Below are 15,840 nucleotides of genomic sequence, written 5' to 3'. Positions count from 1 at the left end.
TAGCGCGGTGGTCCCACCTGACCCCATGCCGAACTCAGAAGTGAAACGCCGTAGCGCCGATGGTAGTGTGGGGTCTCCCCATGCGAGAGTAGGGAACTGCCAGGCATCAAATAAAGCAGAAGGCCATCCGTAAGGATGGCCTTTTTGCGTTATGGTATTAAACGCCGGGCGGCATTGCATTTGCCCGTCCTGCGGTCCGAAAGCCTCAGTAGGCCGGGCAAGCGTAGCGCCGCCCGGCAATACGATCCTAATGAATAACCTGCGAGAGAAACGCGCGGGTACGTTCTGATTTCGGATGGGCAAAGAACTCTTCAGGCGCGGCCTGCTCGACGATCTCCCCACGATCCATAAAGATCACGCGGTCAGCAACCGTGCGGGCAAAACCCATCTCGTGCGTCACACACAGCATGGTCATGCCCGACTCCGCCAAACCAATCATGGTATCGAGCACCTCCTTAACCATCTCTGGGTCCAGCGCAGAGGTGGGCTCATCAAACAGCATGATTTTAGGTTTCATGCAGAGTGAGCGGGCAATCGCAACGCGCTGCTGCTGCCCGCCCGAGATCTGACCGGGAAACTTATGTGCATGCTCGGCAATACGCACGCGCTCAAGATAGTGCATCGCCAGCGCTTCGGCCTCTTTCTTCGGCATTTTACGCACCCAGATAGGCGCGAGAGTGCAGTTCTGCAACACCGTCAGGTGCGGAAAGAGATTAAAGTGTTGAAACACCATCCCCACTTCCTGGCGTACTTTCTCAATATTGCGGATATCTTCATTCAGTTCGATGCCATCCACAACGATACGGCCCTGCTGATGCTCTTCCAGATGGTTAATGCAGCGAATGGTGGTTGATTTACCCGATCCGGAAGGGCCGCAAAGTACAATACGCTCCCCCTGTTTTACGTTCAGGTTGATATCTTTCAGTACATGGAACTGCCCGTACCACTTATTTACGTTCTCGAGCGTAATCATCGCGTCGGCAGGTTGCATAGTCATATTACTCATGGTGATCCTCAGTGCGGTGTACGCCCGGTGTTAAAGCGCTTCTCCAGATGCTGGCTATAGCGCGACATGCTAAAACAGAAAATCCAGTAGACCAGTGCGGCAAAAACATAGCCCTCTGTCGACATCCCCAGCCACTCGGGATCGACCGTCGCCTGCTGCACGCTGCTAAAGAGATCGAACAGGCCGATGATGATCACCAGGCTCGTATCCTTAAAGAGGGCGATGATGGTGTTTACCAGACCAGGAATCACCATCTTCAGCGCCTGAGGCAGGATCACCAGCCCCTGGGTTTTCCAGTAACCCAGCGCCAGTGATTCAGCGGCTTCATACTGCCCTTTGGGCAGCGCCTGCAGCCCGCCTCGTACCACCTCGGCCACATAGGCCGACTGGAACAGAATCACCCCTACCAGCGCTCGCACCAGCTTATCAATGCTGGTCCCTTCCGACATGAACAGCGGCAGCATCACCGAGGACATAAACAGCACGGTGATCAGCGGTACGCCTCGCCAGAATTCAATAAAAATCACAGACAGAATGCGTACTACCGGCATGGTTGAGCGTCGGCCAAGGGCAAGTAAGATCCCCAGCGGCAACGCGCCAGCAATTCCCACGGAAGCGATGATCAATGTCAGCGTCAGGCCGCCCCACTGGCGTGTTTCGACACGCTCCAGCCCGAGAAAACCCCCGTACATCAGCCCCCACACGACCAGCGGATAGATCACGGCCCAGCAGGCAATGTAGCGTCCACGTTTGGGCAGCGCATTCCAGAACATCGGTATAATCGAGAGCAGGCCAATCACCAGCGCGGTGTTGATGCGCCAGCGCTCGTCATGAGGATAGAGCCCATACATAAACTGGCCGAATCGTTCATGAATGAAGACCCAGCAGGCGCCCTCCCTGGTGCAGTCCGCACGGGTAGTACCAACCCAGTTAGCCTGGAATAGCGCCCAGTTCAGTAGGGGAGGAATGAGCTCCCACATCAGCCACAGTGCGACCAGCGTCAGCAGGCTATTCGACCAGCTGGAGAACAGATTTTTTCGCGCCCACTGGAGATAACGTCCAGTACCGGCACGGGCCGGGCGCGCGGGGTGAGACAGAAGTGCTTTTGTCATCATGGATCCTTAGCGCTCGACCAGAGCGATACGGCGGTTATAGATATTCATTAGCAGGGAGATCGTCAGGCTAATAATCAGGTAGACCGACATCGTGATAGCAATCGTCTCAATAGCCTGCCCGGTTTGGTTCAGCACCGTTCCGGCAAACAATGACACCATATCGGGATAACCTATTGCAGCTGCCAGCGACGAGTTCTTCACAATGTTGAGATACTGGCTAGTCAGCGGTGGAATGATCACCCGCATCGCCTGTGGGATAATGACCTGGCGCAGTGTTACCGGGTTAGGCAAACCCAGCGAGCGTGCGGCCTCATGCTGCCCAAAGGGCACCGACTGAATGCCCGAGCGAATGATTTCAGCAATAAATGCGGAGGTATAAACCGACAGGGCCAGGGTCAACGCCGCCAGCTCCGGGATCAGCGCCATTCCGCCACGGAAGTTAAAGCCGCGCAGCTCGGGGACATCCCAGTGTAGTGCCGCGCCGAACAGCCAATGAGACAGCAGCGGCAGCAGAATAATCAACCCGAGCGCGGTTGGCCATGTCCGCCGCAGCTGGCCGGTTTTCATCTGATGCGTTCGGTTGAAGCGATATAGCCCCACGGTAATGGCGACGGCAATCAGCACCGCTACGATGAAACCAACGATGCCTTCGCCAAGCGCGGGGGCCGGAATATAGAGCCCACGGTTGCTGAGGAACGCCAGATCAAAAGCGCTTACCGCCTGACGCGGCCCCGGCAGGTTGCGCAGCACGGCAAAATACCAGAAGAAGATCTGCAGCAGCGGCGGGATATTACGGAAAGTTTCGATATAGATCGTCGACAGCTTGCGCAGCAGCCAGTTTTCAGACAGGCGTGCAAGGCCGAGGAAGAACCCCAGAAACGAGGCAAAAACAATACAAAGAGCAGAGACCAGCAGCGTATTGAGCAGGCCGACCAGGAATACGCGACCATAGGTATCACCCTGCTCATAATCGATCAGATGCTGAACGATACCGAATCCGGCCCCGCGATCGAGAAAGGCAAAGCCGGAGGTGATACCTCGGTTGCTCAGGTTAGTAACGGTGTTGTGTATCAAATAGATCGCGACGCTGACAACGGCCACGATAGCGATGATCTGAAACAGCCAGGCGCGAACCGCGGGGTTAGAAAGGGAGAACGATCCTTTAACGGTTGGGCGGCGTTGGGACATAGGAAAACCTCGGTAACCTTAACTCTGGGCTGGGCACTGCCTGCGCAGTGCCCGTTACAGCACTCTACCTTAGCGTGCCGGTAGCTTAGCGCACCGGCGGCGCGTACTGGATCCCGCCGTTGTTCCAGAGGTTGTTCTGGCCGCGTTTAATCTTCAGCGGGCTTTCCGATCCCACGTTACGCTCGAAGATTTCAGCGTAGTTACCCACTTTCTTGATAATGTTGTAGGCCCATTTGTTATCAAGCTTCAGGTCCTTACCGTAGTCGCCCTCTTTGCCTAACAGATGCGCCATATCTGGAGTTGCTGGATTAGCCGCTTTCTCATCAACGTTTTTAGAGGTGATGCCCATCTCTTCTGCGTTCAGCATCGCGAACAGGGTCCAGCGAACAATAGAGAACCACTCTTCGTCGCCGCGGCGAACCACCGGGCCCAGCGGCTCTTTAGAGATCACTTCCGGCAGAACGATCCACTCGCCCGGCGTGCTCAGCTTGATGCGCAGCGCATAGAGCTGGGACTGGTCAGAAGCCAGGGTATCGCAGCGGCCAGACTCCAGCGCCTTGGCAGACTCATCGGAGCGGTCAAAAGTGACCGGGGTATACTTCATGTTGTTGGATTTGAAATAGTCCGCCACGTTCAGCTCGGTATCGGTACCGGCCTGGATACAGACGGTAGCGCCGTCCAGCTCTTTGGCACTCTTCAGGCCCGCTTTATTGTGGGTCAGGAAGCCAATGCCGTCGTAGTAGGTCACGCCGGTGAACGCCATGCCCATGCCCGCATCGCGAGAGGAGGTCCAGGTAGTATTACGCGACAGGACGTCGACTTCTCCGGACTGCAGGGCGGTGAAGCGCTCTTTGGCCGTCAGCGGGGTGTACTTCACTTTAGTATCATCGCCAAAAACGGCAGCAGCGACGCCACGGCACACGTCTACATCAATCCCGGTAAACTTGCCGTTGGCATCTGCATAGGAGAAACCTGGCAGGCCATCGCTGATACCGCACTGCACAAAGCCTTTACTCTTTACGGCATCCAGCGTTGCGCCAGCATGCGCCTGGTTTACAACGGCAAACAGCGCACCGGCGGCAGCCAGGCTGGCGATCGTCATCTTTTTCATAATGCATCCTGTGTGGCGAAATTATTGTTATAAAGAGGCGCCTGGGAGACGCCTGAAACCTGTCTGTGGCATTGGCCATACTCTTTAAAGCAAAGGTAGTGCCAGGTTTGCGGAAGGCGGAAAAGGGGCGTTCTCCCCGCAATATGCAGAGTGTAGACAGGAAAAAAGAGAGAAAGCGCACTGAAATAGGGCGAAAAGTTAACCGACGCCACAAAACAGAGCAAAATAGTTTCGCTACGTGAGGATTGCACCAGGCAGGAGCAAAAAAGAAGGCGTGGGGGGAGCCACGCCTTGAGTCAGATTATTTGGTTAAGGCCACAATACCCAGCGTCAGGCCAGCAATCGCGGCAGCACCGCCAGCAACCGCCCCTGCGGTTTCCCAGTTATCCTGAGTGGTCCCTTTCATGCAGGTATTGGTATGCACAAGTCGGCCCTGATCGTCATAGGTTGGTACGCACGGAGAGTCGTGGGCACAGCCTGCAAGAACGGTAGATAACAGTGCAACGGCAATGAATTTTTTCATGGTCACATTCACCTCATTTATGTGAATGGCGGTATTGTACCACTGGCCGCGGCTGGCACTTATGCCTCTATTCTTACAAAGCGTGTCTAATGTAAAAAAGATGGAGAGAAACGGCCCCGGATAGCAGATTAAGGAGAAAGATGGAGCTGGAGCGCTGCGGGCTTATGCGCTTAGCTTCACTTTTCGCTCATCAGGCATCATGCGTAGCATGACCAGCAGACCTTCCACCAACTGGGGAGCCAGTGTGGCAAGGTCGAAGCATTTGCCCAGCATCAGCCAGTTTTTAACAATTCCGCTCAGGTACCCCTGAATGATAATCAGCGCTGTTTCCACGCTGCCGCTCAGAAACTGCGGATCCTGCTGCTGGCATTTCTCTAACATTTCAGCAACGTTTGCAGGATTAAAAAACAGACGTTCACGTATTTCCGCTTCCGACGTCATATTTTGTGTAAATTCGCATTTATGGTAAAGAATTTCTACGAGCGCTTGTTCGAAAGGGCTTTTTGCAATTAAACGCAGCGCCTCTGTTAAGCTATGGCGGAATAACCCTTGTGGATCGTTGCTAAAATGTAACCGCGCTTTACGATCTAACCGCTCTCTTAGCGGCCGTTGCTCCTGCCAGATAGCGTTAAATAATTCTGTTTTATTTGTAAAATGCCAGTAGATAGCACCGCGTGTCATATTTGCTGCGCAGGCGATATCATCGAGCGTTGTATTGGAAAAGCCCTGCTGCGCGAATGTTAAAATAGCCGTGTCAATTAATAGCTGCCGTGTTTTGGCTGCCTCTTCTTTTGTCTTTTTCGCCATGGATGTCACCGTCAGGCCAAAAGCGGGATTTACATTTGTTGAATAAAATATACCCGGGAACGTAATATCTATCCTTGCATTTTTTTATTGTTCATTCAACATAGCGCCACTATTTTCGCTATGCGTTAATAAATATTCATTATATGAATGTTATTAAATAAAGTATTTATTTGGATAATGAATGCTGACGCCATTCGGTAATAAAATCCGGTGATAAAAGAGAAAAGGTAATACGTTTATATGGCAAAGTTCTTTATCGATCGCCCGATTTTCGCCTGGGTACTGGCGATTATCTTGATGCTGGCAGGTGCGCTGGCCGTCATTAAGCTGCCTGTTGCGCAGTATCCTACGATTGCGCCACCCGCCATTGCCATTAACGCTACCTATCCCGGCGCGGATGCACAGACCGTGCAGGACACGGTCACCCAGGTGATCGAACAGAACATGAACGGCCTCGATAACCTGATGTATATGTCCTCGACCAGCGACTCCTCGGGCGGCGTTACGGTCACCTTAACCTTTAATTCCGGGACCGATCCCGATATCGCCCAGGTTCAGGTGCAGAACAAGCTGCAGCTTGCCATGCCGCTGCTGCCGCAGGAGGTCCAGCAGCAGGGCATCAACGTCAAAAAATCGAGCAGCAACTTCCTGCTGGTCATGGGCTTTATTTCAGATGATGGCAGCATGTCGCAGGACGACATTGCCGACTACATCTCTTCCAATATCAAGGACCCGGTAAGCCGCACGGAAGGGGTCGGTGATGTCCAGCTGTTTGGCGCGCAGTATGCAATGCGTATCTGGCTCGATCCCAGCAAGCTCAACCAATATCAGCTGACCACTCTCGACGTGGTTAACGAAATTAAAGCGCAGAACAGCCAGATTGCTGCCGGCCAGCTGGGGGGCACCCCCTCACCAGTGACGCAGCAGCTTAACGCCTCAATTATCGCCCAGACCCGTCTGCGTACCCCGCAGGAGTTTGGCAACATTACCCTAAAAGTGCAGACCGATGGTTCGCGCGTGCTGCTACGCGACGTTGCCCGCATTGAACGCGGCGGTGAGAACTACAACGTCGTGGCCCGCTATAATGGAAAACCCTCGGCGGGGCTGGGTATCAAGCTGGCGACGGGGGCGAATGCGCTCTCTACCGCCGATGCGGTAAAGCAGCAGATGGCGCACCTGCAATCCTATTTTCCGCACGGCCTGAAGCTGGTCTACAGCTACGACACGACGCCATTTATCAACATCTCCATCCGGGAAGTATTTAAAACGTTATTTGAAGCAATTGTGCTGGTGTTCCTGGTGATGTATCTCTTCCTGCAAAACCTGCGTGCGACACTCATCCCGACCATCGCCGTGCCGGTGGTGCTGCTGGGAACCTTTGCGGTGCTGGCGGCGTTTGGCTACTCCATCAATACACTCACCATGTTTGGCATGGTACTGGCCATCGGCCTGCTGGTGGATGATGCCATTGTCGTCGTCGAAAACGTCGAGCGCGTGATGACTGATGAAGGGCTGCCGCCAAAGGAGGCCACGCAGAAGTCAATGAGCCAGATCCAGGGGGCGCTGGTAGGCATTGCGATGGTGCTCTCTGCGGTCTTTATTCCCATGGCCTTTTTTGGCGGATCGACCGGGGTCATCTACCGGCAGTTCTCTATCACAATTGTCTCGGCGATGGCGCTCTCGGTGCTGGTCGCCCTGATCCTGACGCCCGCCCTGTGTGCAACACTGCTTAAGCCGGTGCAGCACGATAAGACCCATCGGCTGTTTAGCCGCTTCAATCGCCTGTTTGAGCAGAGCACTCAGCACTATACCGGCAGCGTGCAGAAGCTGCTCCACTGCACGGGACGCTATATCATTGTTTATGTTGTGATCGTGATGGGAATGGTGGTGCTATTCCTGCGGCTGCCGACCTCGTTTTTACCCGAAGAGGATCAGGGCGTGTTTCTGACGATGGTCACGCTGCCTGCCGGCGCGACGCAGGCGCGAACGGAAAAGATCATGCGCGAGGTAACGGATTACTATCTGACACATGAGAAAAACAACGTCGATTCTGTTTTTACCGTAACTGGCTTTGGTCTGAACGGTAAAGGGCAGAACAACGGTCTGGCCTTTGTACGCCTGACGCCGTGGGCCCAGCGTGAAGCGAAAGAAGATCGCGTTGCCGCTATCGTCAGCCGGGCCACGAAAGCCTTTAGCCGCATCAAGGATGGGATGGTTTTCGCCTTTAACCTGCCAGCCATTACTGAACTGGGCACCGCCACCGGGTTCGACTTTGAGCTGATCGATCAGGCGGGGCTGGGCCATACGGCGTTGACTGCCGCGCGTAACCAGCTGCTGATGCAGGCGGCGCAGCATCCGGACATGCTGGTCAGAACGCGGCCTAATGGCCTGGAAGATATGCCCCAGTTCAAGCTTAATGTCGATCAAGAGAAAGCCCAGGCACTGGGCGTCTCGCTGAGCGATATTAATAACACCATCGCCACCGCGTTGGGCAGCACCTACGTTAACGACTTTATTGATAACGGACGCGTAAAAAAGGTTTATGCCCAGGCCGATGCCCCCTATCGCATGATGCCGGATGACATTAACACATGGTACGTTCGCAACCAGGCCGGCGGTATGGTGCCGTTCTCTAGCTTCTCCAGCGCCCGTTGGATCCAGGGTTCACCTCGGCTGGAACGCTATAACGGCCTGCCTTCTATGGAGATCCTCGGTGAGGCCGCGCCGGGCAAAAGCAGTGGTGAAGCGATGAAGCTCATGGAGACCCTGGCGTCGCAGCTCCCGGCTGGCGTGGGTTTTGACTGGACCGGCATGTCCTATCAGGAGCGGCTGTCAGGTAACCAGGCTCCAGCGCTGTACGCTATTTCGCTGGTGGTCGTTTTTCTCTGCCTCGCTGCCCTGTATGAGAGCTGGTCGATTCCCTTCTCGGTCATGCTGGTTGTACCGCTGGGCGTCGTGGGGGCGCTGCTGGCGGCGAGCCTGCGCGGTCTGAGTAACGACGTCTATTTTCAGGTAGGCCTGCTCACCACCATTGGGCTATCGGCAAAAAATGCCATTCTGATTGTCGAGTTTGCCAAGGACCTGATGGATAAAGAGCACAAAAGCCTTATTGAAGCCACGCTTGAAGCGGTCAGAATGCGCCTGCGTCCCATTCTGATGACCTCCCTGGCCTTTATTTTAGGCGTTATGCCGCTAGTGCTTAGTACTGGGGCAGGCAGCGGGGCACAAAATGCGGTCGGCACGGGCGTAATGGGTGGAATGATTGCGGCGACTCTATTGGCAATATTCTTTGTGCCGGTATTTTTTGTCGTCGTCTGTCGGCGTTTAACACGTTCGAGCTCCGCACGTGTACAGCAGCAATAACTATTTCTCTTTCCGATGAGTCATTAATTATTCATTGGGCTGATTAAATAATTTCATTTATTGGTATGAATTATTTTTTATCGTGGATTTTTGCGGTTAGCGCCGTGCGTTGTGTTTTTGAGGAACTGCAATGAATAAATTTGGTGAATATTTCCGCCTGTCGTCATTAGTATTAATGTCGGCGGGTCTACTCAGTGGCTGTAATGATAACGGCGACGGCGCGAAAAAAGCCGCTGCGCCGGAGGTCAGTGTTTATCAGGTAAAAGCTGCCCCGCTGGCAGTCACCACGGAACTCCCCGGCAGAACCGAAGCGTTTCGTATTGCTGAAGTGCGGCCTCAGGTGAGCGGTATTATTTTACGGCGTAATTTCGTGGAAGGGGCGGATATTACCGCAGGCCAGTCGCTGTACCAGATCGATCCTGCGACCTATCAGGCCGACTATGCCAGCGCTCAGGGCGAGCTGGCAAAGGCCCAGGCCGCGGCGAAAATTGCCCACCTTACCGTTAAGCGCTACCTGCCGCTCGTCGGCACGCAGTATATCAGCCAGCAAGAGTATGACACGGCCATTGCCGATGCTCAGCAGGCTGATGCCACGGTACAGGCTGCGAAGGCTGCCGTTGAAACAGCAAGAATTAACCTTGCCTATACCCAGGTTCGGTCGCCGATTAACGGCCGCATTGGCAAATCAACGGTGACCGAAGGGGCGTTGGTAACCAATGGCCAGAGCACCGCGTTGGCAACCGTGCAGCAGCTGGATCCCGTCTATGTCGACGTGACCCAGTCGAGCAATGATTTTATGCGCCTGAAGCAGGCCGTCGAGCAGGGCAATCTGCAAAAAAATAGCGGTACAACGGAGGTTGAGCTGTTAACTGAAAACGGCCAGCGCTATCCGCTAAAAGGTACGCTGCAGTTCTCAGACGTCACCGTCGATGAAAGTACGGGGTCTATCACCATCCGCGCAGTATTCCCTAATCCACAACACACTCTGCTGCCAGGCATGTTCGTCCGGGCGCGCATCGACGAGGGCGTGCAACCTACTGCCATTCTTGTGCCGCAGCAGGGCGTCACCCGCAACGCCCGCGGCGATGCCACCGTGCTGCTGGTCAACGCTAAAAATCAGGTTGAACCACGCAACGTCGTCGCGTCGCAGGCTATTGGCGATAAGTGGCTCATTACGGACGGTCTGAAGGAGGGTGAAAAAGTCATCGTCAGCGGATTGCAGCGGGCTCGTCCTGGAGCAACGGTGACTATCGCCCCGAGTACGGCGAGCCAAACCGCCGCTGCGCGTTAATTGTATAAACCCAATGAGAGCAAAAGATGGCTAAGTTTTTTATCGATCGTCCGATTTTTGCCTGGGTGCTGGCAATTATTTTGATGATTGCCGGGGCGCTGGCAATCTTACAGCTGCCCATCGCGCAATACCCGACCATAGCGCCGCCGGCGATCGCCATTAGCGCTACCTATCCGGGAGCGGATGCCCAAACGGTGCAGGATACCGTCACGCAGGTTATTGAGCAGAACATGAACGGCATCGATAACCTGATGTACATGTCATCCACCAGCGACTCGGCGGGAAGCGTCACGGTTACGCTTACTTTCAAATCAGGTACGGATCCGGACATTGCTCAGGTTCAGGTGCAGAACAAACTGCAGCTGGCGATGCCGCTGCTGCCGCAGGAGGTTCAGCAGCAGGGGATCAGCGTTGAGAAGTCCAGCAGCAGCTTTTTAATGGTGGTGGGCTTCACCTCTGAGAACAAGAGCCTCAATCAGGACGATATATCCGATTACGTGGCCTCTAACGTTAAAGATGCCATTAGCCGTACCAACGGCGTCGGCGACGTGCAGCTGTTCGGTGCCCAGTATGCAATGCGTATCTGGCTAAACGCCGATCTGCTCAATAAATACAGTCTGACGCCAGTGGACGTGGTTAATCAGATCAAGGTGCAAAACGATCAGATTGCCGCTGGCCAGCTCGGCGGTACGCCATCAATCCCTAACCAGCAGCTTAATGCGTCAATCATTGCCCAAACCCGACTGAAGGATCCGGAGGAGTTTGGCAACATCACGCTGAGGGTCAACGGCGATGGCTCGCAGGTGCGGCTGAAAGACGTGGCTCGCATTGAACTGGGGGGAGAGAACTACAACACGGTCACAAAAATTAACGGTCAGGATGCGGCGGCGATCGGCATCAAGCTGGCAACCGGCGCCAATGCGCTGGATACCGCTACCGCCATCAAAGCCAAGCTCAACGAGCTGCAGCCGTTCTTCCCTCAGGGTATGAAAGTGGTCTACCCCTATGACACCACGCCCTTTGTGAAGATCTCTATCCATGAGGTAGTAAAAACCCTGTTTGAGGCCATTATCCTGGTCTTCCTGGTGATGTACCTGTTCCTGCAGAATATTCGCGCCACGCTGATCCCCACCATCGCCGTGCCGGTTGTTCTGCTCGGGACCTTTGCGATCCTCTCGGCGTTTGGCTACTCCATCAATACGCTCACCATGTTCGGTATGGTGCTGGCGATAGGCCTGCTGGTGGACGATGCCATTGTGGTGGTAGAAAACGTCGAGCGTGTGATGGCGGAGGATCATCTCCCGCCGAAAGAGGCGACGGAGAAGTCGATGTCGCAGATCCAGGGCGCGCTAGTGGGGATCGCCATGGTGCTCTCGGCGGTCTTTATCCCAATGGCCTTCTTTGGCGGCTCTACCGGTGCGATCTATCGTCAGTTCTCGATTACCATTGTCTCGGCGATGGCGCTTTCGGTGCTGGTGGCGCTTATCCTTACCCCGGCCCTCTGCGCCACGCTGTTAAAGCCGGTGGACCCCGATACGCACGGGGAGAAAAAAGGCTTTTTTGGCTGGTTTAACCGACTGTTCGATCGTAGCACGCATCACTACACGGAAAGCGTTGCCCGCATCATCAACGGCACAGGACGCTACCTGCTGATCTACGTGCTGATTGTCGGTGGTATGGCGGTGCTGTTTTTACGCCTGCCCACCTCATTTCTGCCTGATGAAGATCAGGGTGTCTTTATGACCATGGTGCAGCTGCCTGCCGGGGCAACCCAGGCACGCACGCAGAAGGTGTTGGATAAGGTCACTGATTACTACCTTAACAGTGAGAAGGCGAACGTTGACTCCGTCCTGACCGTCAATGGCTACAGCTTCAGTGGTCAGGGGCAGAACTCCGGGATGGCCTTTATCAGCCTTAAGCCATGGGAGCAGCGCCCTGGTAAAGAGAACGGCGTCGGCGGTATCGTAGAGCGTGCCACCAAAGCCTTCAGCAAAATCAGCGACGGTCTGGTCTTTCCGTTTAACCTCCCGGCGATTATCGAGCTGGGCACGGCCACGGGCTTTGACTTTGAGCTCATTGACCAGGGTAACCTCGGGCATGAGGCGCTGACCAGCGCACGCAATAAGCTGCTGGCAGAGGTACAGAAGTATCCGGACCAGGTCGTGCGCGTGCGGCCCAACGGCCTTGAGGATACCCCGCAGTTTAAGCTGGAGGTGGATATCGAAAAGGCCCAGGCACTGGGGATCGATCTCTCGGAGATTAACCAAACCATCTCTACCGCCCTGGGTGGCACCTATGTAAATGACTTTATCGATCATGGGCGGGTAAAAAAAGTTTACGTGCAGGCGGACGCCCAGTACCGCATGCTGCCTACGGACGTAAATAATCTCTACGTTCGCAGCAGCAACGGCGAGATGACGCCATTCTCGGCCTTTACTACCTCGCACTGGGTCTATGGCTCGCCGCGTCTGGAGCGCTATAACGGCCTGCCATCGATGGAGCTTCTGGGCGAGGCTGCACCGGGTAAGAGTACTGGCGATGCGATGCAGCTCATGGAGAAGCTGGCCTCGGGACTGCCATCCGGTATCGGCTATGACTGGACGGGAATGTCTTACCAGGAGCGCCTCTCCGGTAATCAGGCACCGGCGCTGTACGCTATTTCGCTGATCGTGGTCTTCCTCTGCCTGGCGGCGCTGTATGAGAGCTGGTCGATTCCGTTCTCGGTTATGCTGGTGGTGCCTTTAGGGGTGATAGGCGCGCTGCTGGCGGCCTTTGCGCGGGGAATGAACAACGACGTCTACTTCCAGGTTGGCCTGTTAACGACCATCGGGCTATCGGCAAAGAATGCCATTCTGATCGTTGAGTTTGCCAAAGATCTGATGGATAAAGAGGGCAAAGGGCTGGTGGAGGCGACGCTTGAGGCGGTTCGCATGCGCCTGCGTCCGATCCTGATGACCTCTCTGGCCTTTATCCTCGGCGTCATGCCGCTGGTGATCAGCTCCGGCGCAGGCAGCGGCGCACAAAACGCGGTGGGAACCGGGGTACTGGGCGGCATGCTCTCTGCGACGCTGCTGGCGATCTTCTTCGTACCGGTGTTTTTTGTCGTGGTACGGCAGTTCTTTACTAAAAAAACCGAAGTGAAATAGGTTGTTCGTAGTGAGTCGTAGGCCGGGTAAGCAGAGCGCCACCCGGCGTTACTCTTATCTCGTCTCGGTTCCCAGCTGGGTTGCCTCCTGGGCCGAGATAGGTTTACCCAGCAGATAGCCCTGCAGCGTATTGCAGCCCAGCTCGGTCAGAAACGCCTGCTGGGCCTGCGTCTCCACGCCTTCCGCTACCACTTTAAGGTTCAGCGTCTTGGCCAACGCCACGATAGCGGAAACGATAGTGGCATCGTCGCCTTCACGGCTCAACTCCTTAACAAACGCCCGATCAATCTTCAGCTCGCAGGCTGGCAGACGTTTCAGATAGAGCAGGCTGGAGTAGCCGGTACCAAAATCATCAATTGAGGCCTTAACCCCGGCGTCGGTGAGCCGGGTCAAGACGCGCACGCTCTCATCCGGGTTAGTCATAGCGGTGGTTTCGGTCACTTCAAGGATCAGGCTCTCGGGCGGAACCTGATACCGCGCCAGACACGCCATCACGTGATCGACCAGCCCCGTCTGCTCAAATTGCAGAGTCGAGAGGTTAACGGCCACCGTCCAGTGCGTATGCCCCTGCTGACGCCACTCGCTCAGCTGGCGGCAGGCCTCGTCTATCACCCAGTTGCCAATGGGAATAATCAGGCCTGTTTTTTCTGCCAGTGGCAAAAACCGGTCCGGCGTCAACAGGCCGTGAACGCCGTGCTGCCAGCGCAGCAGCGCTTCAAAGCCAACGATTGGCCCAGCGGGTGCCTGAAACTTGGGCTGATAAAAAAGGCGTAGCTCGTTGCGCTCTAGCGCTAACCACAGGTCGCTCATCAGCAGAAGCTGGGTCTGCGCCAGGGTATTCATCGAAGGCTGGAAGAAGTGGTAGCCGTTACGCCCCATATGCTTGGTGTGATACATCGCTGCATCGGCATTAAACATCAGCTCGCGTTCGTTCTTGCCGTCGTGAGGATAGAGGGCAATACCGACGCTTAGCGTCACCACCAGATCGTAACGGTCGAGGGTAAAGGGCTGGTCGATGGTGCGTACCAGCGCATCCGCCAGGGTAGCTGCCTCATCCGGGGCGTTCACCTCCGCCAGCAGGACAAACTCGTCACCGCCGATGCGTGCCAGCGTATACTGGCCCTTCAGCGGCTGGAGCAGGCGCTCGGTCACGGCGATCAGCAGCCGATCGCCAACGTCATGACCGTAGGCGTCGTTGACGGTTTTAAACCCGTCAAGATCCATAAACATCAGGGCAAAAAACGAGCCTTCACGACGCGCTTTATTGATCGCCTGATCGAGCCGATCTTCCAGCAGCACGCGGTTAGGTAGGCGGGTGAGGGGATCGTGCAGCGCCAGCTGGGCCAGCTCGCGGTTGGCTTCCGCCAGCGACGACGCCAGCAGCGAGGTGCGCGCCTGCAGACGCGCATCCAGCATAGAGACCACCAGGGTAATACCCAGAATCGAGAGCGCCACCACGCTGACCAGCAGCGCCAGCCAGTTCCCGTCTACGCCATGATGCATGATTGAGTGCTGCATCGGAAACTGGGCTGCCATCATGCCGGTATAGTGCATACCCGCAATGGCAATGCCCATCAGAACAGCCGCTCCCGCGCGCATTTGTGCCACCAACGCAGCCTCGTGGCGCAGGCGGAAGGTGAGCCACAGCGCAGCCAGCGACGCACCCAGGGCAATCAGCAGCGAGAGCGCCACCCAGCGCATATCCCACACGATAGGCGGTGATACCTCTAACGCCGCCATACCGGTGTAGTGCATACCGGCAATGCCGCCGCCCATCACCAGCGAGCCGGGCAGCAGGCGGCGCAGGCGCAGCTGAGGTGTGCTGACCAGCCATAGGGCAAACAGGGACGAGCCGACGGCAATCAGCATCGACAGGCCGGTGAGCAGCCGATCGTAGCTCATGCTCATGGTCAGCTCCATCGCCAGCATGCCGATAAAATGCATGGCCCAGATGCCGATACCCAGCGCAAGACCGCCGCCGGCCAGCCAGAGCCAGCCGGCCTTGCCAGGATTGGTCGAAACCCGGCCTGCCATATTCAGGGCGGTGTAGGCTGCCATGATGGCAACGATAAAAGAAATGACGACGAGGATCTGGTCGTACTGGCTAACCTGCATGATGCCACCAACTCATTCACAATAACGGTTATTGATCGCTATAACTTCATGCCCGTGGGCATAAAGGGCAGTGACATTAGCACCCAATTCAGAGCGGAGGAAGGGATTTAAACCCCTGTTTTTGAGGAGGAATAGAGGTTAATTCGTACAGATAAAAAAAACAGGTAGACCAGCA

At 55.5% G+C, this 15,840-nt stretch carries 10 protein-coding genes and 1 rRNA gene; 4 read left to right on the top strand and 7 right to left on the bottom strand.

Features of this window, described 5'->3' with window-relative positions; translation table 11 throughout:
* Positions 1-105 (top strand): 5S ribosomal RNA (gene rrf, locus WFN61_RS16930); the annotation flags it as partial.
* A 142-nt stretch (positions 106-247) separates the two neighbouring features.
* Here rrf and WFN61_RS16925 read toward each other — a convergent pair.
* The 6 genes from WFN61_RS16925 to WFN61_RS16900 all read right to left on the bottom strand — a co-directional run bounded on the left by WFN61_RS16925 (position 248) and on the right by WFN61_RS16900 (position 5,750).
* The gene (locus WFN61_RS16925; RefSeq protein WP_144817418.1) at positions 248-1,006 is read right to left on the bottom strand and encodes an amino acid ABC transporter ATP-binding protein; all 759 of its coding nucleotides are present in this window, start codon (positions 1,004-1,006) and stop codon (positions 248-250) included.
* A gap of 8 nt (positions 1,007-1,014) precedes the next feature.
* Complete coding sequence (locus WFN61_RS16920) at positions 1,015-2,118, bottom strand: amino acid ABC transporter permease (RefSeq protein WP_257758872.1); 1,104 nt, start codon at positions 2,116-2,118, stop codon at positions 1,015-1,017.
* A gap of 9 nt (positions 2,119-2,127) precedes the next feature.
* Positions 2,128-3,309: an amino acid ABC transporter permease gene (locus WFN61_RS16915; protein WP_144817420.1), complete on the bottom strand. Its 1,182-nt coding sequence runs from the start codon at positions 3,307-3,309 to the stop codon at positions 2,128-2,130.
* A gap of 85 nt (positions 3,310-3,394) precedes the next feature.
* On the bottom strand, positions 3,395-4,420 hold the full coding sequence (locus tag WFN61_RS16910) for an amino acid ABC transporter substrate-binding protein (RefSeq protein ID WP_042389966.1): 1,026 nt from the start codon (positions 4,418-4,420) through the stop codon (positions 3,395-3,397).
* A gap of 301 nt (positions 4,421-4,721) precedes the next feature.
* Positions 4,722-4,943: a hypothetical protein gene (locus tag WFN61_RS16905; protein WP_144817421.1), complete on the bottom strand. Its 222-nt coding sequence runs from the start codon at positions 4,941-4,943 to the stop codon at positions 4,722-4,724.
* 162 nt (positions 4,944-5,105) lie between these two features.
* Entirely contained in the window at positions 5,106-5,750 is a 645-nt protein-coding gene (locus WFN61_RS16900; protein WP_257758875.1) for a TetR family transcriptional regulator, read from the bottom strand.
* Between the two features lie 240 nt (positions 5,751-5,990).
* Between WFN61_RS16900 and WFN61_RS16895 the strand changes: the two genes are divergently transcribed.
* The 3 genes from WFN61_RS16895 (at position 5,991) to WFN61_RS16885 (ending at position 13,550) form a co-directional block, all read left to right on the top strand.
* Complete coding sequence (locus WFN61_RS16895) at positions 5,991-9,113, top strand: efflux RND transporter permease subunit (protein ID WP_337038971.1); 3,123 nt, start codon at positions 5,991-5,993, stop codon at positions 9,111-9,113.
* A 130-nt stretch (positions 9,114-9,243) separates the two neighbouring features.
* A complete protein-coding gene (locus tag WFN61_RS16890) occupies positions 9,244-10,404 on the top strand; it encodes an efflux RND transporter periplasmic adaptor subunit (RefSeq protein ID WP_144817424.1) in 1,161 nt (386 codons plus the stop codon).
* Between the two features lie 26 nt (positions 10,405-10,430).
* Positions 10,431-13,550, top strand: coding sequence for an efflux RND transporter permease subunit (locus WFN61_RS16885; RefSeq protein WP_144817425.1), 3,120 nt, complete (start codon positions 10,431-10,433; stop codon positions 13,548-13,550).
* Between the two features lie 54 nt (positions 13,551-13,604).
* Here WFN61_RS16885 and WFN61_RS16880 read toward each other — a convergent pair whose 3' ends face one another.
* Positions 13,605-15,665 carry a putative bifunctional diguanylate cyclase/phosphodiesterase gene (locus tag WFN61_RS16880; RefSeq protein ID WP_144817426.1) on the bottom strand — a complete coding sequence of 687 codons (2,061 nt, stop codon included), beginning with the start codon at positions 15,663-15,665 and terminating at the stop codon, positions 13,605-13,607.
* Between the last annotated feature and the right edge of the window lie 175 nt (positions 15,666-15,840).

This window comes from Pseudescherichia sp. AS216 (assembly GCF_037152055.1).
Lineage (GTDB): Bacteria > Pseudomonadota > Gammaproteobacteria > Enterobacterales > Enterobacteriaceae > Pseudescherichia.
The sequence above is the reverse complement of the archived record's forward strand: the minus strand, read 5'-3'. Positions and strand labels throughout refer to the sequence as shown.